This window comes from Pseudomonas fluorescens (assembly GCF_000967965.1).
In the GTDB taxonomy this organism is placed as follows: domain Bacteria; phylum Pseudomonadota; class Gammaproteobacteria; order Pseudomonadales; family Pseudomonadaceae; genus Aquipseudomonas; species Aquipseudomonas grandcourensis.
Window position 1 is genome coordinate 304,874 of the sequence record NZ_LACC01000011.1, and the last position, 22,197, is coordinate 327,070.

Here is a 22,197-nt window from a genome sequence, read left to right on the forward strand (position 1 = left end):
GGTTGTGCTGAGTGCGGAGCTGAAGGCGTTTTACATGGTGGCCCGCCTGGGCAGCATTACCCAGGCTGCCAAAAAGCTTGGCCTGAGCCAGCCGACGGTGACGACACAGATCCGCAACCTCGAAAGTCAGTATTCGGTCGAACTGTTTTACCGTGGCGGCCGGCGTCTCAGCGTCAGCGAGGAGGGCGCGCGGCTGCTGCCGATGGTCAAGGTGCTGATGCAGCAGGAAGCCGACATCGAGTTTTTCCTGCGTAACTGCGGCCAGGTCCAGGGCACATTGCGTATTGCCGCCACGGCGCCGTATTACATCCTCGACCTGGTGAAAACCTTCCGCGAGCGCCTGCCGCAGGTTGAGGTTTCGGTGGAAATCGGCAATTCCCAACAGGTGCTTGAAGCGCTGGAGGATTACCGGGTCGATGTCGCGGCGTCGTCGCAGTTGCTCGAAGACGCGCGGCTGATTCGCCGGGTGCTCGGCAGCGATCCGCTGGTGCTGGCGGTGCATCGCAATCATCCGCTGGCGGTTCACGATCACGTGCCGCTCGGCGCCTTGGCCGGGCATACCCTGCTGATGCGCGAACCGGGCTCGACCACCCGTCGTTTGACCGAAGATTTGCTGGCCAGTGCCAGCGTGTGTTTCGGCCCGCTGCTGGAGATCGGCAGCCGCGAATCGATCCGCGAAGCGGTGCTGCGCAACATCGGCATCAGCATCATTGCCCGTCAGGAAGTGCCCCATGATCCGCAACTGCGGGTGCTGACCATCGAGAATGCACCGCAGATTCCCGAATACCTGTACTGCCTCAAGGAGCGCAAAAACGCGCGGCTGCCGGCGGCGTTCCTGGGGTTGGCGCAGGAAATGGCCCCTGTGTAGAACTCTGTGGCGAGGGAGCAAGCTCCCTCGCCACAAGTTAGTCATTGTCCAATAACCAAAAATCCCGAATACCACTATCGGCAGTTTTTGCCTTACTGCCACATGACGGACTCATTACAACTCTAGGATGGCCCCATCTGCTAGATGAGATCCGTCCATGAACAACTCGATCGCAACTGCCCTGACCAACCCCGGCGCACCGATGAAGGTGCGCGGTGTACAGAAACGCTTCGGCGCCTTCACTGCGCTGGATAACGTTTCCCTCGACGTGGCGGCTGGTGAGCTGGTGTGTCTGCTGGGGCCGTCGGGCTGTGGCAAAACCACCTTGCTGCGCTGCATCGCCGGTCTGGAGAAGCAGGACAGCGGCGAGTTGTACCTGGGCGATCGCGACGTTTCCCACCTGGCGCCCCAGGCGCGGGACTACGGCATTCTGTTCCAGTCCTACGCGTTGTTCCCCAATCTCACCGTCGAAGCGAACATTGCCTACGGCCTCGCCGGCAGTGGTCGCGACGAAGTGCGCCGTCGCGTCGGTCAGATGCTGGAACTGGTTGGCCTGACCGGCAGCGAGAAAAAATACCCGGGCCAGTTGTCCGGTGGTCAGCAGCAACGTGTGGCATTGGCCCGCGCCCTGGCGCCCGCGCCTTCGCTATTGTTGCTGGACGAACCGATGTCGGCCCTCGATGCCCGGGTGCGCGAGCATCTGTGCACCGAATTGCGCCAACTGCAACGCAACCTCGGCATCACCACCCTGATGGTCACCCACAATCAGGACGAGGCCATGCTGATGGCCGACCGCATTGCCGTGATGAACAACGGCAAGGTCGAGCAGTACGCCACGCCGCAGGAAATCTACAACCGCCCGGCCACGCCATTCGTGGCAGAGTTCGTCGGCCAGGGTAACTGGTTGCCGTTCCAGCGCAGCAGCGACAGCCACGCCCAGGTCGGCGGGCTGAACATGCGCCTGGCCGATGGCAGCGCCAAGACCGCGTCGGGCCGTTTGTTCTGCCGTCCGGAAGCGATCAACGTCAACCCGCTGGTGCACGAGGAAAACCTGTTCCCGGCCAAGGTTCGTGAAATCACTTTCCTCGGCAACCGCTGCCGCATGAGCTTTGAACTCGATCAGTTGCCGGGTCATGCGTTGTTGGCGGAGCTGGCACCGGAAGCCATGCCACGCCTTGGCGCCCAGCAGATCATGGTCGCCTTGCCTCCGCGCAGCCTGCAGGTATTTGCCTGATGAATGCGAACATCGCGCTGCCGCTGCCGTACAAGCAGGTTCGGCAGACTACCCGCGCCGAAATCGGTGACCGGTTGTTCGTGGTCGGCGGCAAAGTCCTCATGCTGGTGTTGTTGGGCGTTGCCGTAATGATGCCGTTGCTGGCGATCTTCTGGCGTGGTTTCAGCGCCGAGGCCGGGCAGGGCGGTGGCTGGGTCGCAGCGAAAGAACTGGTGACCAGCGAAAACTTCCACTGGTTGCTCGGTAACAGCCTGAAGGTATCCCTCAGCGTCGCGGCCATTGTCGTACCGCTGGCCTACCTGTTTGCCTACGCGCTGCAACGCACCTTGATTCCGGCCAAAGGCATCTGGCGGGGCATTTCGCTTCTGCCATTGATGGCGCCGTCGATGCTGCCGGGGATTGCGCTGGTTTACCTGTTCGGCAACCAGGGCATGCTGCGTGGCCTGCTCTCAGACAATATCTACGGCTTCTGGGGCATTGTGCTTGGCGAAGTCATCTACACCTTCCCACACGCCTTGATGATTCTTCTGTCGGCCCTGTCCCTGGCCGATGCGCGACTGTTCGACGCGGCCTCCAGCATGGGTGCGAGTCCTGCAAAAGCCTTCCGCAGTATCACCTGGCCGGCGACCCGTCAGGCCGTGTTCGCCGCATTCTGCCTGGTGTTCACTCTGACCATCACTGACTTCGGTGTGCCAGTGGTGGTCGGTGGCGACTATCAAGTGCTGGCGCTGGAAGCCTACAAGGCGGTGGTCGGCCAGCAGCAATTCGGTCGCGGTGCCTTGATCGGCATGGTGTTGTTGCTGCCGGCGCTGTTCAGCTTCGGCGTCGATGCCTGGTTGCGTCGTCGTCACGGTGACTCCATGAGCGGTCGCGCCCAGGTGTTCAAACCCGCGCCTTCGAAGCTGCGCGACAGCTGCTACCTGGCCATCGTCCTGCTGATCTGCGCCGCGCTGCTGCTGGTGTTCGGCATGGCGGTGTTCTCGTCCCTGGTGAAGTTCTGGCCGTACAACCTGTCGCTGTCGCTCAACCATTATCAGTTCAACGAAACCGCCGGCGGTGGCTGGCTGGCCTACGGCAACAGCCTGAAGATGGCCCTGGGCACGGCGATGATCGGCAGCTTGCTGATTTTTACCGGCGCCTACCTGATGGAAAAAACCAAGGGCCAGCGCGGCCTGAACCTGACCTTACGCATGCTCAGCTTCGTACCGATGGCGGTGCCGGGCCTGGTGCTGGGGTTGGGTTACGTCTTCTTCTTCAACCTCACCGGCAACCCGCTGCATGTGCTGTACGGGACCATGACCCTGCTGATCGTCTGCACCATTGCTCACTATTTGACCACCGCGCAAATGACCGCCACCACCGCGCTGCGTCAACTCGACGCCGAGTTCGAAGCCGCTGCGCTGTCGCTCAAGGCGCCGCTGTACCGCCACTACCTGCGCGTCACCGTGCCGATCTGCCTGCCAGCCTTGCTGGACATCGTGCGCTACCTGTTCGTCTCGGCCATGACCACCGTTTCGGCGGCGATCTTCCTCTACAGCCCCGACACCATCCTCGCGGCAGTGGCGGTGCTGAACATGGACGACGCCGGCAACGTCGGCGGTGCGGCAGCGATGTCGACCCTGATCCTGATTACCTCGGCGGGCGTGTCCCTGCTGCTGGCCTGGGCCTCGCGCGGCTTGCTGCGCCGCTCCCAGGCTTGGCGCCAGACCGCGCCCGGTCATTGAATCTGCACAACCCATCAACTCAAAAACAGGAAAAGATCATGTTCAAGCCTATGGCCCTGGCCGCTGCTGTCCTCACCGCTTTCAGCCTGAACGCCTTTGCGGCGAAAACCGAGTTGACGGTGTACACCGCCCTCGAAGCCGAACAACTGAAGACTTACAAAGAAGCTTTCGAAAAGGCCAACCCGGACGTCGAAATCAAATGGGTGCGTGATTCCACCGGCATCATCACCGCCAAACTGCTGGCCGAAAAAGCCCGTCCGCAGGCTGACGCCGTGTGGGGCCTGGCCGCTTCAAGCCTGGCGATCCTCGATCAGCAAGGCATGCTGCAAAGCTATGCACCGAAAGACCTGGGCAAGATCGGCGCGAACTACCGCGACGCGGCCAACCCGCCAGCCTGGGTCGGCATGGACGTCTGGGCTGCGACCATCTGCTTCAACACCGTCGAAGCCGAGAAGCAGGGCCTGACCAAGCCAGTGAGCTGGCAGGATCTGACCAAGCCTGAGTACAAAGGCAAGATCGTCATGCCGAACCCGGCCTCGTCCGGCACCGGGTTCCTTGACGTCAGCGCCTGGCTGCAAACCTTCGGCGAGAAGCAGGGCTGGGCCTACATGGACGGCCTGCACCAGAACATCGGCCAGTACGTTCACTCTGGCTCCAAGCCTTGCAAACTGGCGGCGGCTGGCGAATTCCCGATCGGTATTTCCTTCGAGTACCCGGCCGTTCAGCTGAAACGCCAGGGCGCACCGCTGGACATCATCCTGCCGAAGGAAGGCCTGGGCTGGGAGATCGAAGCGACTGCGGTGATCAAGGGCACTGCCCACGAAGAAGCGGCGAAGAAACTGGCTGACTTCTCTGCCAGCCCTGAGGCGATGGATCTCTACAAAGAAAACTTCGCCGTACTCGCGCAGCCTGGCATCGCCAAGCCGCAGACCGAACTGCCGGCCGACTACGAGCAGCGCCTGATCAAGAACGACTTCGCCTGGGCTTCGAAGAACCGCGACGAGATCCTGACCGAATGGCGCAAGCGCTATGACGGCAAGTCCGAGAAAGTGGCGGCCAAGTAAGGTCTTCATCGGCTGACAGGGCCTCATCGCGAGCAAGCTCGCTCCCACAGGTCCTGTGGCGGTCACAAAATTTGTGTCCACTACAAATCACTGTGGGAGCGAGCTTGCTCGCGATAGCGGTCTCGAATTCAGGACAAGATTCCATGACACACCACAACGACATGCTGATCGTCGGCGCCGGCGTCCTGGGTTTGTCCCACGCGTATGCCGCCGCCAAGCGCGGTCTGAAGGTCACGGTTTTCGAGCGCAGCGAAACGCCCCTCGGCGCTTCGGTGCGTAACTTCGGCCAGGCACTGGTCACCGGCCAACCGCCGGGACCGATGCTGGAGTTGGCCCGCGCCAGTCGCGGAATCTGGGGCGATTGGGCGCAGCTCGCCGGCCTGCAACTCAAGCGCAATGGCTCGTACCTGTTCGCCCGCACCGAAGCGGAAGAGCAACTGCTGGAAGCCTTCTGCGAGGGCCGCGCCGTCGAATACGGTTACCGCGTCGACCTGCTGCGCGGCGCTGCGCTGCGTGATTTGTACGGCGGTCAGTTCCGCCATCACCGCGCGGCCTTGCATGGCATGGACGACCAGCAGCTGTATTCCCGCGAAGCGATTCCGGCGCTGATCGACTTCCTGCGCCGCGACCTGGGCGTCAAGTTTCACTTCTCTACCCTGGTGCGCGATATCGAGCCGGGGCGCCTGCACAGCACCGCCGGCAGCTTCAGCGCCGAACAGATCATCGTCTGCTCCGGCCACGATTATCAGACCTTGCTGGCCGAACAGATCGCCGAACTCGAGCCGCAAATCTGCCGCCTGCAAATGCTCCGTGCCCGACCGCAAATCAACCTCAACCTGCAACACGCGTTGCTCACCGGTTTGAGCTGCGTGCACTACGGCGCCTTCGCCGATTTGCCGGAAGCTGCGGCGGTGCAGGCAGAAATTCTGCAGTACGCACCGCACCTGCACGAAAACGGTATCCACCTGCTGATCAGCCCGACGCCCTATGGCGAATTGATCATTGGTGATTCGCACCATTACGGCAGCGATCCGTCACCCTTCAATGCCGAGCAGGTCGACGACTGGATGATCGAACTGGCCGAGCAGACCCTGGGCTGCAAGGTGCAAGTGGTCGAACGCTGGCAGGGGGTCTATGGTTCACGGGGGCCGGGACCGTTCTCGTTCCTGCGCCCGGCAAAAGGCCTGAGCGTGGCGTTGATGCACACCGGTGTCGGCATGAGCGTCGGGCCGGCAATGGCTGAGCGCAACGTTGCCACGGTATTGGGGGAAATCTGATGGAGCGTAATGAACAAGTGATTGCCGAGGTGTTCGGTTTGTACGAGCTCTTCGGTGACAGCGACTACATCGGTGAGCCGGTGTCGCAGATCGAGCACATGTCCCAGGCGGCGGAGCTGGCCATGGCCGAAGGCTTCGACGATGAAGTAATTCTGGCGGCTTTCTTTCACGACATCGGGCATATCTGCGCCGAAAGCGTGGAGAGCATGGGCGGCTTCGGTGTGGTCAGCCATGAACGGCTCGGTGCCGACTACCTTCGCCGCGCCGGATTCAGCGAGCGCATGGCACGGCTTGTCGAATACCACGTGCAGGCCAAGCGTTACCTGACACTCAAGGAGGCGGGATACTACGAGCGCTTGAGTGAAGCCAGTCGCCGAACCCTGGAATATCAGGGCGGGGTGATGACGGCTGAAGAGGCCGAGGCGTTCGAGCAGGACCCGCTGTGTGCCGTGAGCTTGCGCATGCGCCAGTGGGATGAACTGGCGAAAGAGATGCATGTGCCGGTGATTGATCTGGCGGTGATGAAGGGCAAAGCGGTACGGCTGTTGGCGGCGTAAAGCCAGTGATACCGAGTTGCTGCCATCGCGAGCAGGCTCACTCCCACACTGGATCTGTGATCGACACAAATCCCCTGTAGGAGCGAGCCTGCTCGCGATGGCGTCAGTTAAAACAACACAAATGTTCAGGTGACTACAGCTGCTGCGCCAACCCCTCAACCTGCTCCTGCCGCTCCGCCTGATTCAATTTGGGATGAGGATTGAGCGACGACCACTGCGGATGCGCCCGCGCTTTGTTCAGCGCCTCAGGCAGTTTGCCTTCGCGCCAGCTTTTATCCCGTGGCGTGGCCACCTGAATACTGTCCATCGCTGCGTGCCCACGGGCATTGAGTGCTTGCAGCAATTGCCGCTGGCGCAGCGCCAACAGGCGCAGCACGTTGTCATCCACCGTCAATTCGCGCTGGCCCTTGATCTTGCCCAGCAAGCGGCTGCCATAACTGCGCGCGGTTTGCAGCGCGCCGCCGGCGATGGCCCCGGCCAGTGCGGCGGCGCCGAGGGTGATGCCACCGACCAGCAGATCAACCCCTGCCCCGGCGGCAGCACCCGCGGCGATTCCGCCGCCGACCCGCACGCCCAGTTGCTTCAGGGTTTCCGGGTTGAACAGGTCATCGCCCCAACGGCCGTCGAGCAGCGGCAAATCACTGGCAGCGGCATCCTGTGGGCGGAAGGCATAGAGCTTGAGCAGGGCCTCGACGCAACGCTGCTCACGCTGGCGTACGGCTTTGCGCAGTTCGCTGATCGCCTTTTGTTCCTGCTCGGCTTCACTGACCACGCTGCGTCGGCAGGCCGCGCAATCGATCAGTAATTCGGCAATCAATCGCTCTGCGCTTTGTTGGCGAGCCAGACGCTGGGCTTGCTGATCGGCGATCAGGCGTTCGAGTTGCGGCCGGGCAGACTCCAGCAACAGGGCGAGACTTTCATAGAGTCGACGCTCACCATCCTCCGGCGGCGCGACGCTGTCGAAGCGTACCAAGGCATGCAAGCCCAGCCGTGCCAGTGCTTCCCGCCAGGCCGGTTCGCGATGGTTGGCGCTGCTGACGAAATTCAGCACCGGCAGCAAGGGTTTGCCGCAACTGGCCAGCACCTCCAGCTCGTCGCGATACTTGGCCAGCACCGGCTCTCGGGCGTCGATCACGTAGAGCCCGGCGTCCGACGCCAGTAACTGGCGCAGCACCTTGGCTTCCTGTTCGAAGCGTTGCCGGGCTTCGCTGCCCTCAAGGAAGCGCGCCAGCCGCGCCGGGCCGTCGAGGCGTTCGCCGGGACGCTCCAGGCGTTCAAGGTAGTCGAGCAGGGCGATGGCGTCTTCCAGGCCCGGGGTGTCGTAGAGATCGAGCAAGGGCTCACCGTCCACCGACAATCGTGCGCCTTCGACGTGTCGCGTGGTGCTGGGGCGATGGGACACTTCACCGAAGCCGACGTCGCGGGTCAGGGTGCGCAGCAACGAGGTTTTGCCGACGTTGGTGTGGCCGACCACGGCGAGTTTCAGGGGCTGCTTCCAGGCGTCAGTCATGACCGGACTCCAGCCAGCTCATCGGTGCGCAATCGGCAAACGGTAGCTCAAGCTGTTGCAGCGCCACGTGCCAGTCGCCCAGGCGTTCGGCGTCCAGCGCTTCACCGGGGGGCGCCTGCAACAACCACACGCGGGTGGCGCTGGCGCTGCGGGCCAGTTCGGCGATCAGCGCCAGGCTGCCGCGATCCGGCGAGCGCCGCGGATCGCACGCAATGGCCAAGCGCGCCGGAGGGAAGCGGCTCAGTTGTTCGAGGAGTTTGTGTCGCGATTCGCGGCTGTCGAGGATGCCGGCGTTGCTGACGTTTTTCGGCAATTGCGGTGGCCACGGGCGGTCGTCGTCCAGCTCGATGGCGACCAATAGAGCACCATCACTTTGTTGTTCGCTGACACCGCTTTCCATGCGATGCAGTTGCTCAGGCGCCGCATCGCTGATGCCGAGGCGTTCGCTGGTGGGCATCAAGCGTTCGCGTAGCTGTGCGTAACCGGGCAGGTTCAAATCCAGACGCAGCGCTGTTTGCCCCATCTTCCAGCGCCATAGGCAAAACAGCGCGAGCAGCAGGCGCGGCAAAACGCCGTAGACCAGCAGAACGCCCACCAGCCAAGCGGCCCAAGCCTGGCGGGCGCTTTCGATGTTCAGGGCGGCGTCGCCACTGGCGCGGATCATCTCCTCGGTGGGCACGCTGAAACCGAGCAGGGCCGGCAGCGCACCAAGGGCCTGAGTGACGGCGATAAAGGTGTCGGCGCTGAGAATGGTGGTTTCCCAGACGAAGCCATAGCGTCGGGTCGCCATCAACGTCAGCAGGATCACCAGCGCGCTGAGCATCGCCAGCAACCACAGGCTGTTGACCAGTACGCCGATGGCCCAGCGATTGAGCTTCTGGCGTTGCAGCAATAACAGCAGGGCCGGCGCCAGTTGTGCGGCCTTGGCGTCCCGGGCGAGTTTTTCACTTAGCCACAGCCACAGTCGCCCGAGGCTGGCGCCGTGTTCGCCGGCAAACACCAGGCCCAGGGCCCAGCTCAGCAGCAGGATCAGGTTGAGCCCGAGCAGGCTGCCCAAGGCCCAGAACACATTCACCGGGTGCAGGCCATCGCCCATGGCGGCAAAGGCCAGGCCGGCGCCGCTGATCACCGCCAGCACCGCCATGACGATCAGTGCCAGTCGCGCGCCTTGCAGCCAGTGTTTCAGGGCATCGGCCAGGCCATCGCGCTCGGCCAGCCACAGGGCTCGGCGTTGAATGCGCAACGGCAAATCGCCGCCGGCGCTGCGGGCCAGTCGGTTGGCTTCAAGGTCTTCCAAGGGACCTGCGTACTCTTCGCGCAGGCGGATGGTTTCTGTCAGCCAGAGGTTATTCAGTTCAGTCACGCGGCATCCCGTCGCTTAAATGAGCTGTGAGCATAACCGCTGTGACGCTTATCGGCGAAAGCGAGGCTCTGGTATCCTCGCCGGCATGACTAAATCACTCCCTCTCAGCCTGATCGCAGCCCTCGGTGAAAACCGTGTGATCGGCGTCGACAACAGCATGCCCTGGCACTTGCCGGGGGACTTCAAATATTTCAAGGCCACCACGCTCGGCAAGCCGATCATCATGGGGCGCAAGACCTGGGACTCCCTCGGTCGCCCGCTGCCGGGCCGCTTGAACATCGTGGTCAGCCGTCAGGTGGGTCTGCTGCTGGAAGGCGCGGAGGTTTATCCGTCGCTGGAAGCTGCTGTAGCTCGCGCTGAAGAGTGGGCAAAAGAGCAGGGCGTCGATGAGCTGATGTTGATTGGCGGTGCGCAGTTGTATGCGCAAGGGCTGGCGCAGGCTGATCGGTTGTACCTGACCCGCGTGGCGTTGAGCCCGGAAGGGGATGCGTGGTTTCCGGAGTTTGATTTGAACCAGTGGAAACTGGTGTCGAATGTGCCGAATCCGGCGGAAGGCGACAAACCGGCGTACAACTTTGAAGTCTGGGAGAAAGCCTAAACCTGTGGCGAGGGAGCTTGCTCCCGCTGGGCTGCGCAGCAGCCCCAAAACCCTGCACTGCATGCTTACTGAAAGATTGCATCAGGCCACACTGGGGCCGCTTCGCGACCCAGCGGGAGCAAGCTCCCTCGCCACAAAGTTGTTCGATCGTTAAGCCTGCGCCAACGCCGAATGCTCATCCGCATCCAGCAGTTCTTTATCAGTCTGCTGCATCACCTGACTGGTAATCGCCCCCGCCGTCATCGAGCCACTGACATTCAACGCCGTACGCCCCATATCAATCAGCGGCTCGACCGAAATCAGCAACGCCACCAGTGACACCGGCAAACCCATCGCCGGTAGCACGATCAACGCCGCAAACGTCGCGCCGCCACCCACCCCGGCCACACCGGCCGAGCTCAGCGTCACAATCGCCACCAAAGTCGCGATCCACAGCGGGTCCAGCGGGTTGATGCCCACAGTCGGCGCCACCATCACCGCCAACATCGCCGGGTACAGGCCGGCACAACCGTTCTGGCCAATGGTTGCGCCAAACGAAGCGGCGAAACTGGCGATGGACTGCGGAATGCCCAGGCGACTGGTCTGCGCTTCAATGCTCAACGGAATCGTCGCAGCGCTGGAGCGGCTGGTGAAGGCAAACGTCAGCACCGGCCAGATCTTGCGGAAGAAGCGCAGCGGATTGATCCCGGCGGCCGACACCAGCACGCCATGCACCACAAACATCAGGCCCAGGCCGATGTAGGACACCACGACAAAACTGCCGAGCTTGATGATGTCTTGCAGGTTCGAACCGGCGACGACTTTGGTCATCAGCGCCAGCACGCCGTACGGGGTCAGCTTCATCACCAGACGGACCAAGCGCATCACCCAGGCTTGCAGGGTGTCGATGGCGTTGATCACTTTCTGACCTTTCTCGGCATCATCCTTGAGCAATTGCAGGGCCGCGACACCCAGGAACGCCGCGAAAATCACCACGCTGATAATCGACGTCGGCTTGGCCCGCGCCAGATCGGCGAACGGGTTTTGCGGAATGAACGACAACAACAGTTGCGGCACATTCAGGTCGGCGACCTTGCCGGCGTAATCGGTCTGGATGGTTTGCAGGCGCGCCATTTCCTGGGTGCCGGCCACCAGGCCTTCGGCGGTCAGGCCGAACAGGTTGGTCAGGCCGATACCGATCAAGGCCGCGATGGCCGTGGTGAACAGCAGCGTGCCGATGGTCAGGAAGCTGATTTTGCCCAGCGATGAGGCGTTGTGCAGGCGGGCCACGGCACTGAGGATCGAGGCGAACACCAGCGGGATCACGATCATTTGCAGCAACTGCACGTAACCGTTGCCCACCAGATCGAACCAACCAATCGAGGCTTTCAGCACCGGGTTGCCGGCACCGTAGACAGTGTGCAGCGCCACACCGAACGCCACGCCCAGCACCAGTGCGAGCAGGACTTTTTTCGCCAGACTCCAAGTGGTGTGGCGGGTTTGCGCCAAGCCCAGGAGCAGGGCGAGGAACACCAGCAGATTGAGGATCAGCGGCAGATTCATTGGAACTCCCATTAGACTTTTGCCAACTGCCTTCCGGGGCAGCTGCGAACCGGCAAGCCTAACAGCTTGAAAACTAATGAATTAATATCAAAAACGTATGGTCTCCGTCGTTTTTGGAATAAGCGGATGTCGCTGTCAGAAATGCACCTGGCGCGAAAGGGACGCAGGCGGTCGCTGACAGACGAGGACTGTCACACTTATTTGTTAGCGTCGATCTCTTTCATTCAGGGTCTTTTTATAAGGGAAGCATGCCAATGAAGTTCGCACCGAAATTGCTGGCAGCAGCACTTTGCCTGGGCCTTGCCGGCCAGGTGCTTGCAACGGATCTGAAACACTGGCCCGCCGATCAGGCCAAGGCGCTGGAGGCGATGATCGCCGCCAACGCTAACAAAGGTAACTACGCGGTGTTCGACATGGACAACACCAGTTACCGCTACGACCTCGAAGAGTCGTTGCTACCGTTCATGGAGAACAAGGGCCTGATCACCCGCGACAAGCTCGATCCCTCCCTGAAACTGATGCCGTTCAAGGACACCGCCGACCACAAGGAAAGCCTGTTCAGCTATTACTACCGCCTCTGCGAAGTCGACGACATGGTTTGCTATCCATGGGTCGCCCAGGTGTTCTCCGGCTTTACGCTCAAGGAACTCAAGGGCTATGTCGACGAGATGATGGCGTCGGGCAAACCGGTGCCAGCGACTTATTACGAAGGCGACGTGGTCAAGAAGCTCGACGTCAACCCGCCGAAGATCTTCACCGGCCAGCAAGAGCTGTACAACAAGTTGATGGAGAACGGCATCGAGGTCTACGTGATGACCGCCGCCTCCGAAGAGCTGGTGCGCATGGTCGCGGCCGATCCGAAGTACGGCTACAACGTCAAGCCGCAGAACGTGATCGGCGTGTCGCTGTTGCTGAAGGACCCGAAGACTGGCGAGCTGACCACCGCGCGCAAGCAGGTCACCGCCGGCAAGTATGACGAGAAGGCCAACCTCGGCCTCGAACTGACCCCGTACCTGTGGACCCCGGCGACCTGGATGGCCGGCAAGCAGGCGGCGATCCTGACCTACATCGATGAATGGAAAAAACCGGTGCTGGTTGGCGGCGATACCCCGACCAGTGACGGTTACATGCTGTTCCACAGTGTTGACGTGGCCAAGGGCGGCATCCACCTGTGGGTCAACCGCAAGGACAAGTACATGGCCCAGATCCAGGGCATGATGGCCAAGAACGCTGCGGCCCAGGCCAAGGAAGGGTTGACGGTGACGGCTGACAAGAACTGGGTGATCGTGAAGCCGGAAGACATCCAGTAAGACCGAGGCGCTCCAATCGCGGGCAAGCCCGCTCCCACAAGGTTCTGGGTGAAGCACAAATTGTGTGGACTCTGAAGATCCTGTGGGAGCGGGCTTGCCCGCGATGGCGGCGTCACATTCACAGTTGTATCCACTGCCAATCCCGCTTCGCAAACAAAAAAATGCCCCGCACATGGCGGGGCATTTTCATGTTCGACGGTTAAGCCTTACAGCCCGTCAAGCATCGCCTTGTTACGCACAGCACCCTTGTCGGCACTGGTGGCCAGCAGGGCGTAGGCTTTCAGCGCGGTGGTCACTTTGCGTGGACGCACTTCCACCGGTTTCCAGCCTTTCTTGTCCTGCTCAACCCGGCGTGTAGCCAGTTCTTCGTCGCTGACCAACAGGTTGATCGAGCGGTTCGGGATGTCGATCAGCACCTTGTCGCCGTCCTGCACCAGACCGATTGCACCACCGGCAGCGGCTTCAGGCGAAGCATGGCCGATGGACAGACCGGAAGTACCGCCGGAGAAACGGCCATCGGTGAGCAGGGCGCAAGCTTTGCCCAGGCCTTTGGATTTCAGGTACGAAGTCGGGTAGAGCATTTCCTGCATGCCCGGGCCGCCTTTCGGGCCTTCGTAGCGAATGATGACGATGTCGCCTTCCTTCACTTCGTCGGCGAGGATGCCGCGCACAGCGCTGTCCTGGCTTTCGAAGATCTTGGCATTGCCTTCGAACACGTGGATCGACTCGTCGACGCCAGCGGTTTTCACCACGCAGCCGTCCAGGGCGATGTTGCCGTAGAGAACGGCCAGGCCGCCTTCTTGCGAGTAAGCGTGCTCGACACTGCGGATGCAGCCGTTTTCACGGTCGTCGTCCAGGGTTTCCCAACGGGTCGACTGGCTGAACGCGGTTTGCGTCGGGATGCCCGCAGGACCGGCTTTGAAGAAGTGGTGCACGGCTTCGTCGGTGGTCTGGGTGATGTCCCACTTGGCGATGGCTTCTTCCATGCTGCGGCTGTGCACGGTCGGCAGCTGGGTGTGCAGCAAGCCGCCACGGGCCAGCGAACCGAGGATGCTGAAGATGCCGCCGGCACGGTGCACATCTTCCATGTGGTACTTCTGGATGTTCGGCGCGACCTTGCACAGTTGCGGCACGTGACGGGACAGACGGTCGATGTCGCGCAGGTCGAAATCGATCTCGGCTTCCTGGGCAGCGGCCAGCAAGTGCAGGATGGTGTTGGTGGAACCGCCCATGGCGATGTCCAGGGTCATGGCGTTTTCGAACGCCTGGAAGTTGGCGATGTTGCGCGGCAGTACCGACTCGTCGTTCTCGCCGTAGTAGCGCTTGCACAGCTCGACGATGGTGCGGCCGGCCTGCAGGAACAACTGCTCGCGGTCACTGTGGGTGGCCAGGGTCGAACCGTTGCCCGGCAATGCCAGACCCAGGGCTTCGACCAGGCAGTTCATCGAGTTGGCGGTGAACATGCCGGAGCACGAACCGCAGGTCGGGCAGGCGCTGCGCTCGTACTCGGCGACTTTCTCGTCAGAAGCGCTGGAGTCGGCGGCGATCACCATGGCGTCGACCAGGTCGAGGCCGTGGGAAGCGAGTTTGGTCTTGCCGGCTTCCATCGGGCCGCCGGAGACGAAGATCACCGGGATGTTCAGGCGCAGGGACGCCATCAGCATGCCGGGGGTGATCTTGTCGCAGTTGGAAATGCAGACGATCGCATCGGCGCAGTGGGCGTTGACCATGTACTCGACGGAGTCGGCGATGATTTCGCGGCTCGGCAGCGAATAGAGCATGCCGTCGTGGCCCATGGCGATGCCGTCATCGACAGCGATGGTGTTGAATTCCTTCGCCACGCCGCCAGCGCGTTCGATCTCGCGGGCGACCAGTTGGCCCAGGTCCTTGAGGTGCACGTGACCCGGTACGAACTGGGTAAAGGAGTTGGCAATGGCGATGATCGGCTTCTTGAAGTCGTCATCTTTCATCCCCGTGGCGCGCCACAGTGCGCGGGCACCGGCCATGTTGCGGCCGTGGGTGGATGTTTTCGAGCGGTAATCAGGCATGAAGCACTCCGGGCGGCTAATCAGGTATCAAAAGGGAAGTGAGCTTCTATTGACGTCTGGAACACTCAGAAATGGCCGCGTGTCCGGAAGTTGCCGATAACTTTGCGGGATCGCCGCGCGCTTCAGCTTGAGCTCATAAACCCGCCGGGGATGACTGGCGATGAATGTTCGCGATTCTACACGGCTGGCGGCTGGAGGGAATGCCGTAGGGCGCTTGATCATCGCCCGACCCTCGCATTTGTCAGCAACCCCCACAGACTGAAACCGATAAAACTGACGGCAATTGTCACCAGCAGATGGGTTCCTGCCAGGGCTAGCACAGCGCTGCTGATGGCGGCGGTGATGAACATGATTGTATTGCCAGCGGATGCAGCGGTTCCGGCATTACTGGAAAACAACAGCATTGCTGCAGAAATGGCTGCTGGCCGAACCAAGGTGACGGCCAGTGCACTGATTAGCATCGGCACAAACAATGTGAGCGTCGTCATTGCGTCGAAGATCAGGATCAACCCTAAAGCCAGACCGGCGATGCTCAGTAGGCTCAATCCGAGGTTTATCTGTTTGCTGAGGGAAATGCGCTTCTGCGCGGCCGAAGCTAGAGCTCCACCGAGGACGTAAGCCACGCCATAAGCCACCAGAACCAACGCATACTGATATTCAGACAGTTTCAGGACGTCCATGAAAATCAGCGGCGTCACGCTGATAAGGGCAAAGTAACAGGAGAAGACCAGCGCGGCGATCCACCAATAGCGAACAAAGTCTTTGCTGTTCAGGATGGTTTTCAGTGTTGACGTAATAGAAGTGGTTTCGTGGTCGGTTCGGGCTGATCTGGCAGGCAACTCTGATTGCGCATGGATAAAGATACCGAGCGCCATCAGGGAAAACGCATAAAAGCTGCCCTGCCAACCAAAAGATGTTTGCAGCCATGAGCCAAGCAGAGGGGACAGTGCGACAAATGACCCGCTCAGGGTCATGTAATAAATGCGCACCCGGGCTCGATCCTTTTCTTCGAACAGGTCCTCTACTAGCGCGTGGCCCAGCACAAAAAAACCGCACCCCAACGCCTGAACGGCGCGAAAGCCCATAAAAGTCGAATAGTCCGTTGCCTGGGTACAGCCGATCGCACCTATCGAGCACAGGATCAGGCATCCAAGCAGCACTTCCTTACGCCCCCATTTGTCCGAAAGGGGGCCGGTGACCAGTTGCGCGAAAGAAAAAACCAGTGTGAACAAGCTGACCGCAAACGCGATATCAACCATTGATGTATTGAATTCCAGCGCCAAGGCCGGGAAAGAGGGAAGCAGGATGTTGAGTGGGAAAAAGCTGATTAACGAAATATTGGTAATAAGAATGAATCGGGAGATTTTTTGACCTGTGATGTTATCGCTTATCCTGGCGCTTGAGTGCTCTGACATTTTTATGGGTTTCCGGGGTTTACTGGTGGGGTATTTTTGTTCAGTAAGCTTTGTAGTTCCTCACACAATGTCTCTCCCTTGCTGTGTCCAGCACCTATAAAAAGAAATACTTGTTCTGATAGGTCGTCCAGTTTTATAAGTTTTTCTATTTTTGATTCGGTCAGGGCAGCGGTTAGCCAAGTATTCAATCCAAGTGATGTTGCACACAGTTGTATAGTTTGCGAAATGTGGCCGATCTCTAGTAGTGAAACCCGATAGGCTTGCGAGTGAGGGTATTTCCACCACATTTTATCGAGGCGCGAAGTAAGGAATATTCCAAAAGGAATGTTGTCGGCAAAGTGTTGGCCTTGTAGAAGAGAACCGAGAGGGCTGTTCAAACGACTCAATAACTTTAAAGCATGCAAGTTCGGGTGATAGTAATAAATCCCAGGGTCGAGCCCTTGGACGTTATAAGCATATAAATATCCTTCGCTGGCGTTCAGTCCACCACCTGACGGGCTGCTGCGCCGTGCATTGAACATGCCCGGAGTCAGTTCACAGGTATCCGACTCTCGCTCCTTCAGGTAACCGAGACAAAAGTAGAGAAGCGTACTGACATCATTCAGCGACACGCTTTTTTTCCGAAAGGAACGGCATGTTTTCCGCTGCAACAAGACTTGCTTGAATCCGGTATGCCCGTCTAATGCCCTATTGTCAGTCGGGGGTGGCAGGCAGAGCAGGTTCTCACGCTGGAGGTGGGCGAATGGGTGAGGTGGTGGGGGCTCTCGACTCAGCGCCTCCTGACAATGAGCGAAGTAACGATCAGCCCATTCCTTTGTGTTCGTTGGGGTATTGCCAGCACCAAGGTCTTTGGTTCCGATGTGAAAAATCTTCGAAAGGTCATCCCATTGCCAGTCATCTGGAGGTAAGTCCTGTTCGACGAATATACCGGCTTCAAAAAATTCAGTGTCAATTGGGTGGCATTTATCAAATAGTGTTGTTTGCTCGATAAGCTCAATTAATCGACCTGCGTGAGAACTGTCGATTTCGAATTGCTCATGGGTTTTATAGTTCCAGATGAAAAGCCGGGGAGGCTTGGGTAGTAAAAAAATATAGGGGTTCAGTTGCATACGGCATCCCTCTTTTTAAAAGCCGGACAGAAGGTATTCTGCCCGGCTTTTCCTGAGTGATTACTTAGGCGTGCTAAGCATTGCGTGGTGGTGTACCGCTAGATTTTTCTCAAGTTGAACTTTCTTCATGATTCAATCTCCAGTAAAGGTTTTGATATCCACCACTCAAGTATTCAAGTGGTAAGCTGGATGATAGGTCTGGATGGATTGAGGTCAAGCGAAATGGTGTAGGGCGTTTCTCGAAGTGAAGTAGTCCTGTTCCGATAACTTTTACGTGATCGGTAAATGCTTAATAAGGCTGAGGTTTTTGTATTGGTTTCGGATGGCTAGTTGATCGTCCGAACTATTGAAGTGCGGACGATCAATATAAGTGCTGTCAGCAATTAGCTATTCGGCAACAACCGGCAAGTAATGCTCTTGATATACCGTGTCTCGGCAATAGCCGGATGCACCGGATGATCCGGACCCTGACCGCCGCGCTCAAGTATCTGGATATTGCGGTCCAGGTGGCGGGCGCTGGTCAGCAGGATGTTCTGCAGGTCGTCTTCCGGCAGGTGCATCGAGCAGGAGGCGCTGACCAGGATGCCGTCCTTGGTGAGCAGGCGCATGGCTTGCTCGTTCAGGCGGCGGTAGGCGCCTTCGCCGTTCTTCATGTCTTTCTTGCGTTTGATGAACGCCGGCGGGTCGGCCACGATCACGTCGAAACGCTCTTCGCTGGCTTTCAGCTCTTTGAGGGCTTCGAACACGTCGCCTTCGATGCAGGTCATTTTCTCGGCGAAGCCGTTCAGTGCGGCGTTGCGCTCGACACCGTCGAGGGCGAAGGCCGAAGCGTCGACACAGAACACTTCACTGGCGCCGAACGCGGCAGCCTGCACGCCCCAGCCGCCGATGTAGCTGTAGAGGTCGAGCACGCGCTTGCCCTTGGCATAGGGTGCCAGGCGTGCGCGGTTCATGCGGTGGTCGTAGAACCAGCCGGTTTTCTGACCCTGGATGACCGGGGCTTCGAATTTCACGCCGTTCTCTTCCAGTGCAACCCACTCCGGCACCAGGCCGAAAACGGTTTCGACGTAACGGGTGAGGCCTTCGGCGTCACGGGCGGCGGAGTCATTCTTGAACAGGATGCCGCTTGGCTTGAGCACTTGGGTCAGCGCTGCAATCACGTCGTCTTTATGGGCTTCCATGGTCGCCGAAGCGATCTGCACCACCAGGATGTCGCCGAAACGGTCGACCACCAGGCCAGGCAGCAGGTCGGAGTCGCCGTAGACCAGGCGATAGAACGGCTTGTCGAACAGGCGATCACGCAGGGACAGGGCTACGTTCAGGCGATGCACCAGCAGCGACTTGTCCAGCGGCAACTTGATGTCGCGCGACAGCACACGGGCGCAGATCAGGTTGTTCGGGCTCATGGCAACGATGCCCAGCGGCTTGCCGCCGGCGGCTTCGAGGATCGCCTGGTCGCCGGCCTTGAAACCGTGCAAAGGTGTAGCGGCTACATCGATTTCGTTGCTGTAGACCCACAAGTGACCGTTGCGCAGACGACGGTCGGCGTTGGCTTTGAGGCGCAGGCTAGGCAGGGACATGTCGTCGCTCCGGAAAAAAGAGCGGGAGTATAGCGTGTTGGGACCCCGGATTGGCCTGCAAGTGGACATGTGGCGAGTGTTGTCATGCGATTTGGTATGTCGGATCCAACTTCATAAAGGTTAGAATCACCGTCTGACCCAGAGTGTGCACAAATGTCCCAAGAGCTGACTTCCGAACAGATCCAACAAGCCCTGCAGGGCATCAGCGTACCGGCCCAGCCGCAAATCATGGTGGATTTGCAGATGGAGCAGTACATGCCCGACCCGGATCTGGAAGTCATTGCCAAACTGATTTCCCAGGATCCGGGACTTTCCGGTTCCCTGCTGAAGATCGTCAATTCGCCGTATTACGGGCTGAGCAACAAGATTGCTTCGATCCAGCGCGCGGTGAATCTGCTGGGCAGCCGCTCGATCATCAACCTGATCAATGCACAGTCGATCAAGGGTGAGATGAACGACGACACCATTGTCACCCTGAACCGTTTCTGGGACACCGCTCAGGACGTGGCGATGACCTGCCTGACCCTGGCCAAGCGCATCGGCGTTGAAAATGGCGATGAAGCGTATGCCCTGGGCCTGTTCCATGACTGCGGCGTGCCCTTGATGCTCCAGCGGTTCCCCGACTATATGGGCGTTCTGGAGCAGGCCTATGCCAACGCCAGCGCCGAATACCGGGTGGTGGATACGGAGAATCAGGTGTTCAATACCAATCACTCGGTGGTCGGGTATTACACGGCCAAGTCCTGGCGCCTGCCGGAACACGTGAGTGCGGCGATCGCCAATCATCACAATGCCCTGGCGATATTCAGCGATGAATCTTCGCGCAACAGTTCGTTGAAGAACCTGTTGGCGATCCTGAAAATGGCCGAGCACATTTGCGCGTCGTACCGGGTGCTGGGCAATCAGACCGACGATCACGAGTGGAACAGCATCGCACCGCTGGTGCTCGATTATGTCGGCCTCTCGGACTACGACTTCGAGACCCTCAAGCAGACGATCCGCGACCTCGGCACTCATCGCTGAGTGTCGGAAACTTCCAGGCCATGCACCTGAGCCGAGAGCACCATGCCTGAATTGCCAGAAGTCGAAACCACCCGTCGCGGCATCGCGCCGTACCTGGAAGGCCAGCGGGTCAGCCGGGTGATCGTGCGTGAGCGGCGCTTGCGCTGGCCTATTCCCGAAGACCTCGATGTGCGGTTGTCCGGGCAGCGCATCGTATTGGTGGAGCGGCGCGCCAAGTACCTGCTGATCAATGCCGAAGTCGGCACCTTGATCAGCCATTTGGGCATGTCAGGCAATTTGCGGCTGGTGGAGGCCGGGCTGCCGGCGGCCAAGCATGAGCATGTGGACATCGAGCTGGAATCGGGCCTGGCCCTGCGCTACACCGACCCGCGGCGCTTTGGCGCAATGCTCTGGAGCCTTGACCCACTCAATCACGAATTACTGATCCGCCTGGGTCCTGAGCCGCTGACCGACCTGTTCGACGGCGAACGCCTGTTCCAGCAGTCCCGTAGCCGTTCGATGGCGGTCAAGCCGTTCATCATGGATAACGCGGTGGTGGTGGGTGTGGGCAATATCTATGCGACCGAAGCGTTGTTCGCCGCCGGGATCGATCCGCGTCGCGAAGCCAAGAGCATTTCCCGTGCGCGTTACTTGAAGTTGGCCATCGAGATCAAGCGCATCCTGGCGGCCGCCATCGAGCGCGGCGGTACCACGCTGCGGGACTTTATCGGTGGTGACGGTCAGCCTGGTTATTTCCAGCAGGAGTTGTTCGTGTACGGCCGTGGCGGTGAACACTGCAAGGTCTGTGGCACGGGCCTGCGGGAAGTGAAGCTCGGGCAGCGCGCCAGCGTTTTTTGCCCGCGTTGTCAGAGCTGAAAGTCAGTTAGATTTTCAGTGAGGCTGATGACGCCTTCGCGAGCAGGCTCGCTCCCACACTAAATTTGCGCCACCCACAAATCCCTTGTGGGAGCGAGCCTGCTCGCGAAGGCATCCTAAAAGTCGTCGAATGGCTTAAGCCTTCCCGGTAATTTTCCGGTACTTCTCCATCAACTGTTCTTCAGTCTCCGGATGCGCTTCGTCCAGTGGAATGCAATCCACCGGGCAGACCTGCTGGCACTGCGGTTCGTCGTAGTGGCCGACACACTGGGTGCACAGGTTCGGGTCGATCACGTAGATCTCTTCGCCTTGGGAAATCGCGGCGTTCGGGCACTCGGGTTCGCAGACGTCGCAGTTGATGCAATCGTCGGTGATGATCAGGGACATGCTAACTCCAGCCGGGGCGGCAAGCCCGGGCGCAATAAACCAATGCGTACAATTGTGCCGCATTGGCGCCCGCAGTGCACGCGGGCGCGATCAAGTGCAGAGAGGTGCAGGCTGCGAAAGCTGAAAAGATCGCAGCCTGCGGCAGCTCCTACTTCTTGAAACGTTCGGTCAGTGCGTCCGCCACCACAGGGTGCACGAACTTGGTGATATCGCCGCCCAGGGCAGCGATTTCACGGACCAGCGTCGAGGAAATGAACGAATAACGCTCGGACGGTGTAAGGAACAGGCTTTCCACATCCGGCGCCAGCTGGCGGTTCATGTTGGCCAGCTGGAATTCGTATTCGAAGTCCGACACCGCGCGCAAACCACGCAGGAACACGTTGGCGTTCTTCTCTTTGGCGAAGTGCGCCAGCAGCGTCGAGAAGCCGACGACTTCAACGTTCGGCAGATGTTTAGTGACCTCGCGCGCCAGTTCTACCCGTTGTTCCAGAGGAAACAAGGGGTTTTTCTTCGGGCTCGCGGCGACGGCGATGATTACGTGATCGAACAGGCGCGAGGCGCGTTCGACCAGATCGCCATGGCCCTTGGTAATAGGGTCGAAGGTACCTGGGTACAACACTCGGTTCATCGCGTCGTCCTGGCGGGAATCCGTTGGGGAGTCGGATGGTATCGCAGCCTTCCCGGTCGGCCAAGTCGCCTGTTGGGTAAGAAAGCACTATAGACGATAGGAATT

General features: G+C 59.8%; 19 protein-coding genes. 10 read left to right on the forward strand and 9 right to left on the reverse strand.

Annotation, left to right across the window (positions count from 1 at the left end; all coding sequences use genetic code 11):
* The first annotated feature begins 4 nt into the window (after nt 1-4).
* From VC35_RS08420 to VC35_RS08445, 6 genes are all read left to right on the forward strand, one after another.
* Nucleotides 5-868 carry a LysR family transcriptional regulator gene (locus tag VC35_RS08420; RefSeq protein ID WP_046039172.1) on the forward strand — a complete coding sequence of 288 codons (864 nt, stop codon included), beginning with the start codon at nt 5-7 and terminating at the stop codon, nt 866-868.
* Between the two features lie 157 nt (nt 869-1,025).
* Nucleotides 1,026-2,102: a putative 2-aminoethylphosphonate ABC transporter ATP-binding protein gene (locus VC35_RS08425; protein WP_046039174.1), complete on the forward strand. Its 1,077-nt coding sequence runs from the start codon at nt 1,026-1,028 to the stop codon at nt 2,100-2,102.
* Nucleotides 2,102-3,826 (forward strand): putative 2-aminoethylphosphonate ABC transporter permease subunit, encoded by a 1,725-nt coding sequence (locus tag VC35_RS08430; protein ID WP_046039176.1) that lies wholly within the window; start codon nt 2,102-2,104, stop codon nt 3,824-3,826. Before VC35_RS08425 ends, VC35_RS08430 begins: the two co-directional genes overlap by 1 nt.
* A 38-nt stretch (nt 3,827-3,864) precedes the next feature.
* Nucleotides 3,865-4,890, forward strand: coding sequence for a putative 2-aminoethylphosphonate ABC transporter substrate-binding protein (locus VC35_RS08435; RefSeq protein ID WP_046039177.1), 1,026 nt, complete (start codon nt 3,865-3,867; stop codon nt 4,888-4,890).
* A gap of 143 nt (nt 4,891-5,033) precedes the next feature.
* The gene (locus VC35_RS08440; protein ID WP_046039179.1) at nt 5,034-6,167 is read left to right on the forward strand and encodes a TIGR03364 family FAD-dependent oxidoreductase; all 1,134 of its coding nucleotides are present in this window, start codon (nt 5,034-5,036) and stop codon (nt 6,165-6,167) included.
* Nucleotides 6,167-6,724, forward strand: a complete 558-nt coding sequence (locus tag VC35_RS08445) for a phosphonate degradation HD-domain oxygenase (RefSeq protein WP_046039180.1) — start codon at nt 6,167-6,169, stop codon at nt 6,722-6,724. Before VC35_RS08440 ends, VC35_RS08445 begins: the two co-directional genes overlap by 1 nt.
* A gap of 133 nt (nt 6,725-6,857) precedes the next feature.
* On the opposite strand, the gene VC35_RS08450 is transcribed toward VC35_RS08445, so the two are convergent.
* Nucleotides 6,858-8,234 (reverse strand): GTPase/DUF3482 domain-containing protein, encoded by a 1,377-nt coding sequence (locus VC35_RS08450; protein ID WP_046039182.1) that lies wholly within the window; start codon nt 8,232-8,234, stop codon nt 6,858-6,860.
* The gene (locus VC35_RS08455; protein ID WP_046039184.1) at nt 8,227-9,597 is read right to left on the reverse strand and encodes a DUF2868 domain-containing protein; all 1,371 of its coding nucleotides are present in this window, start codon (nt 9,595-9,597) and stop codon (nt 8,227-8,229) included. Before VC35_RS08455 ends, VC35_RS08450 begins: the two co-directional genes overlap by 8 nt.
* 85 nt (nt 9,598-9,682) lie before the next feature.
* Between VC35_RS08455 and VC35_RS08460 the strand changes: the two genes are divergently transcribed.
* Entirely contained in the window at nt 9,683-10,195 is a 513-nt protein-coding gene (locus tag VC35_RS08460) for a dihydrofolate reductase (protein WP_046039186.1), read from the forward strand.
* Nucleotides 10,196-10,345: 150 nt separating this feature from the next.
* Here VC35_RS08460 and VC35_RS08465 read toward each other — a convergent pair whose 3' ends face one another.
* Nucleotides 10,346-11,737 carry an L-cystine transporter gene (locus VC35_RS08465; protein WP_046039188.1) on the reverse strand — a complete coding sequence of 464 codons (1,392 nt, stop codon included), beginning with the start codon at nt 11,735-11,737 and terminating at the stop codon, nt 10,346-10,348.
* 254 nt (nt 11,738-11,991) lie between these two features.
* Between VC35_RS08465 and VC35_RS08470 the strand changes: the two genes are divergently transcribed.
* Nucleotides 11,992-13,047 carry an HAD family hydrolase gene (locus VC35_RS08470; RefSeq protein ID WP_046039190.1) on the forward strand — a complete coding sequence of 352 codons (1,056 nt, stop codon included), beginning with the start codon at nt 11,992-11,994 and terminating at the stop codon, nt 13,045-13,047.
* A 206-nt stretch (nt 13,048-13,253) separates the two neighbouring features.
* Here VC35_RS08470 and ilvD read toward each other — a convergent pair whose 3' ends face one another.
* From ilvD to VC35_RS08490, 4 genes are all read right to left on the reverse strand, one after another.
* Nucleotides 13,254-15,095, reverse strand: coding sequence for a dihydroxy-acid dehydratase (gene ilvD / locus VC35_RS08475; protein WP_046039192.1), 1,842 nt, complete (start codon nt 15,093-15,095; stop codon nt 13,254-13,256).
* Nucleotides 15,096-15,313: 218 nt separating this feature from the next.
* Nucleotides 15,314-16,510, reverse strand: coding sequence for an MFS transporter (locus VC35_RS08480; protein ID WP_046039194.1), 1,197 nt, complete (start codon nt 16,508-16,510; stop codon nt 15,314-15,316).
* A 2-nt stretch (nt 16,511-16,512) separates the two neighbouring features.
* Nucleotides 16,513-17,619 carry a SagB family peptide dehydrogenase gene (locus VC35_RS08485; protein ID WP_046039196.1) on the reverse strand — a complete coding sequence of 369 codons (1,107 nt, stop codon included), beginning with the start codon at nt 17,617-17,619 and terminating at the stop codon, nt 16,513-16,515.
* Nucleotides 17,620-18,002: 383 nt separating this feature from the next.
* Entirely contained in the window at nt 18,003-19,199 is a 1,197-nt protein-coding gene (locus VC35_RS08490) for a class I SAM-dependent rRNA methyltransferase (RefSeq protein ID WP_046039197.1), read from the reverse strand.
* A gap of 153 nt (nt 19,200-19,352) precedes the next feature.
* Between VC35_RS08490 and VC35_RS08495 the strand changes: the two genes are divergently transcribed.
* A complete protein-coding gene (locus VC35_RS08495; RefSeq protein WP_046039199.1) occupies nt 19,353-20,222 on the forward strand; it encodes an HDOD domain-containing protein in 870 nt (289 codons plus the stop codon).
* Between the two features lie 42 nt (nt 20,223-20,264).
* Nucleotides 20,265-21,077, forward strand: coding sequence for a bifunctional DNA-formamidopyrimidine glycosylase/DNA-(apurinic or apyrimidinic site) lyase (gene mutM, locus VC35_RS08500; protein ID WP_046039201.1), 813 nt, complete (start codon nt 20,265-20,267; stop codon nt 21,075-21,077).
* 135 nt (nt 21,078-21,212) lie between these two features.
* On the opposite strand, the gene VC35_RS08505 is transcribed toward mutM, so the two are convergent.
* Complete coding sequence (locus tag VC35_RS08505; RefSeq protein WP_003195146.1) at nt 21,213-21,464, reverse strand: YfhL family 4Fe-4S dicluster ferredoxin; 252 nt, start codon at nt 21,462-21,464, stop codon at nt 21,213-21,215.
* Nucleotides 21,465-21,612: 148 nt separating this feature from the next.
* A complete protein-coding gene (coaD, locus tag VC35_RS08510; protein ID WP_046039203.1) occupies nt 21,613-22,092 on the reverse strand; it encodes a pantetheine-phosphate adenylyltransferase in 480 nt (159 codons plus the stop codon).
* Between the last annotated feature and the right edge of the window lie 105 nt (nt 22,093-22,197).

Coding starts and splice junctions, on each gene's coding strand:
- coaD (WP_046039203.1), bottom strand. CDS start 22,092: ATGAACCGAGTGTTGTACCCAGGTACCTTCGACCCTATTACCAAGGGC.
- VC35_RS08450 (WP_046039182.1), bottom strand. CDS start 8,234: ATGACTGACGCCTGGAAGCAGCCCCTGAAACTCGCCGTGGTCGGCCAC.
- VC35_RS08430 (WP_046039176.1), top strand. CDS start 2,102: ATGAATGCGAACATCGCGCTGCCGCTGCCGTACAAGCAGGTTCGGCAG.
- VC35_RS08505 (WP_003195146.1), bottom strand. CDS start 21,464: ATGTCCCTGATCATCACCGACGATTGCATCAACTGCGACGTCTGCGAA.
- VC35_RS08480 (WP_046039194.1), bottom strand. CDS start 16,510: ATGTCAGAGCACTCAAGCGCCAGGATAAGCGATAACATCACAGGTCAA.
- VC35_RS08460 (WP_046039186.1), top strand. CDS start 9,683: ATGACTAAATCACTCCCTCTCAGCCTGATCGCAGCCCTCGGTGAAAAC.
- VC35_RS08490 (WP_046039197.1), bottom strand. CDS start 19,199: ATGTCCCTGCCTAGCCTGCGCCTCAAAGCCAACGCCGACCGTCGTCTG.
- VC35_RS08445 (WP_046039180.1), top strand. CDS start 6,167: ATGGAGCGTAATGAACAAGTGATTGCCGAGGTGTTCGGTTTGTACGAG.
- mutM (WP_046039201.1), top strand. CDS start 20,265: ATGCCTGAATTGCCAGAAGTCGAAACCACCCGTCGCGGCATCGCGCCG.
- VC35_RS08495 (WP_046039199.1), top strand. CDS start 19,353: ATGTCCCAAGAGCTGACTTCCGAACAGATCCAACAAGCCCTGCAGGGC.
- VC35_RS08440 (WP_046039179.1), top strand. CDS start 5,034: ATGACACACCACAACGACATGCTGATCGTCGGCGCCGGCGTCCTGGGT.
- VC35_RS08470 (WP_046039190.1), top strand. CDS start 11,992: ATGAAGTTCGCACCGAAATTGCTGGCAGCAGCACTTTGCCTGGGCCTT.
- VC35_RS08465 (WP_046039188.1), bottom strand. CDS start 11,737: ATGAATCTGCCGCTGATCCTCAATCTGCTGGTGTTCCTCGCCCTGCTC.
- VC35_RS08485 (WP_046039196.1), bottom strand. CDS start 17,619: ATGCAACTGAACCCCTATATTTTTTTACTACCCAAGCCTCCCCGGCTT.
- ilvD (WP_046039192.1), bottom strand. CDS start 15,095: ATGCCTGATTACCGCTCGAAAACATCCACCCACGGCCGCAACATGGCC.
- VC35_RS08425 (WP_046039174.1), top strand. CDS start 1,026: ATGAACAACTCGATCGCAACTGCCCTGACCAACCCCGGCGCACCGATG.
- VC35_RS08435 (WP_046039177.1), top strand. CDS start 3,865: ATGTTCAAGCCTATGGCCCTGGCCGCTGCTGTCCTCACCGCTTTCAGC.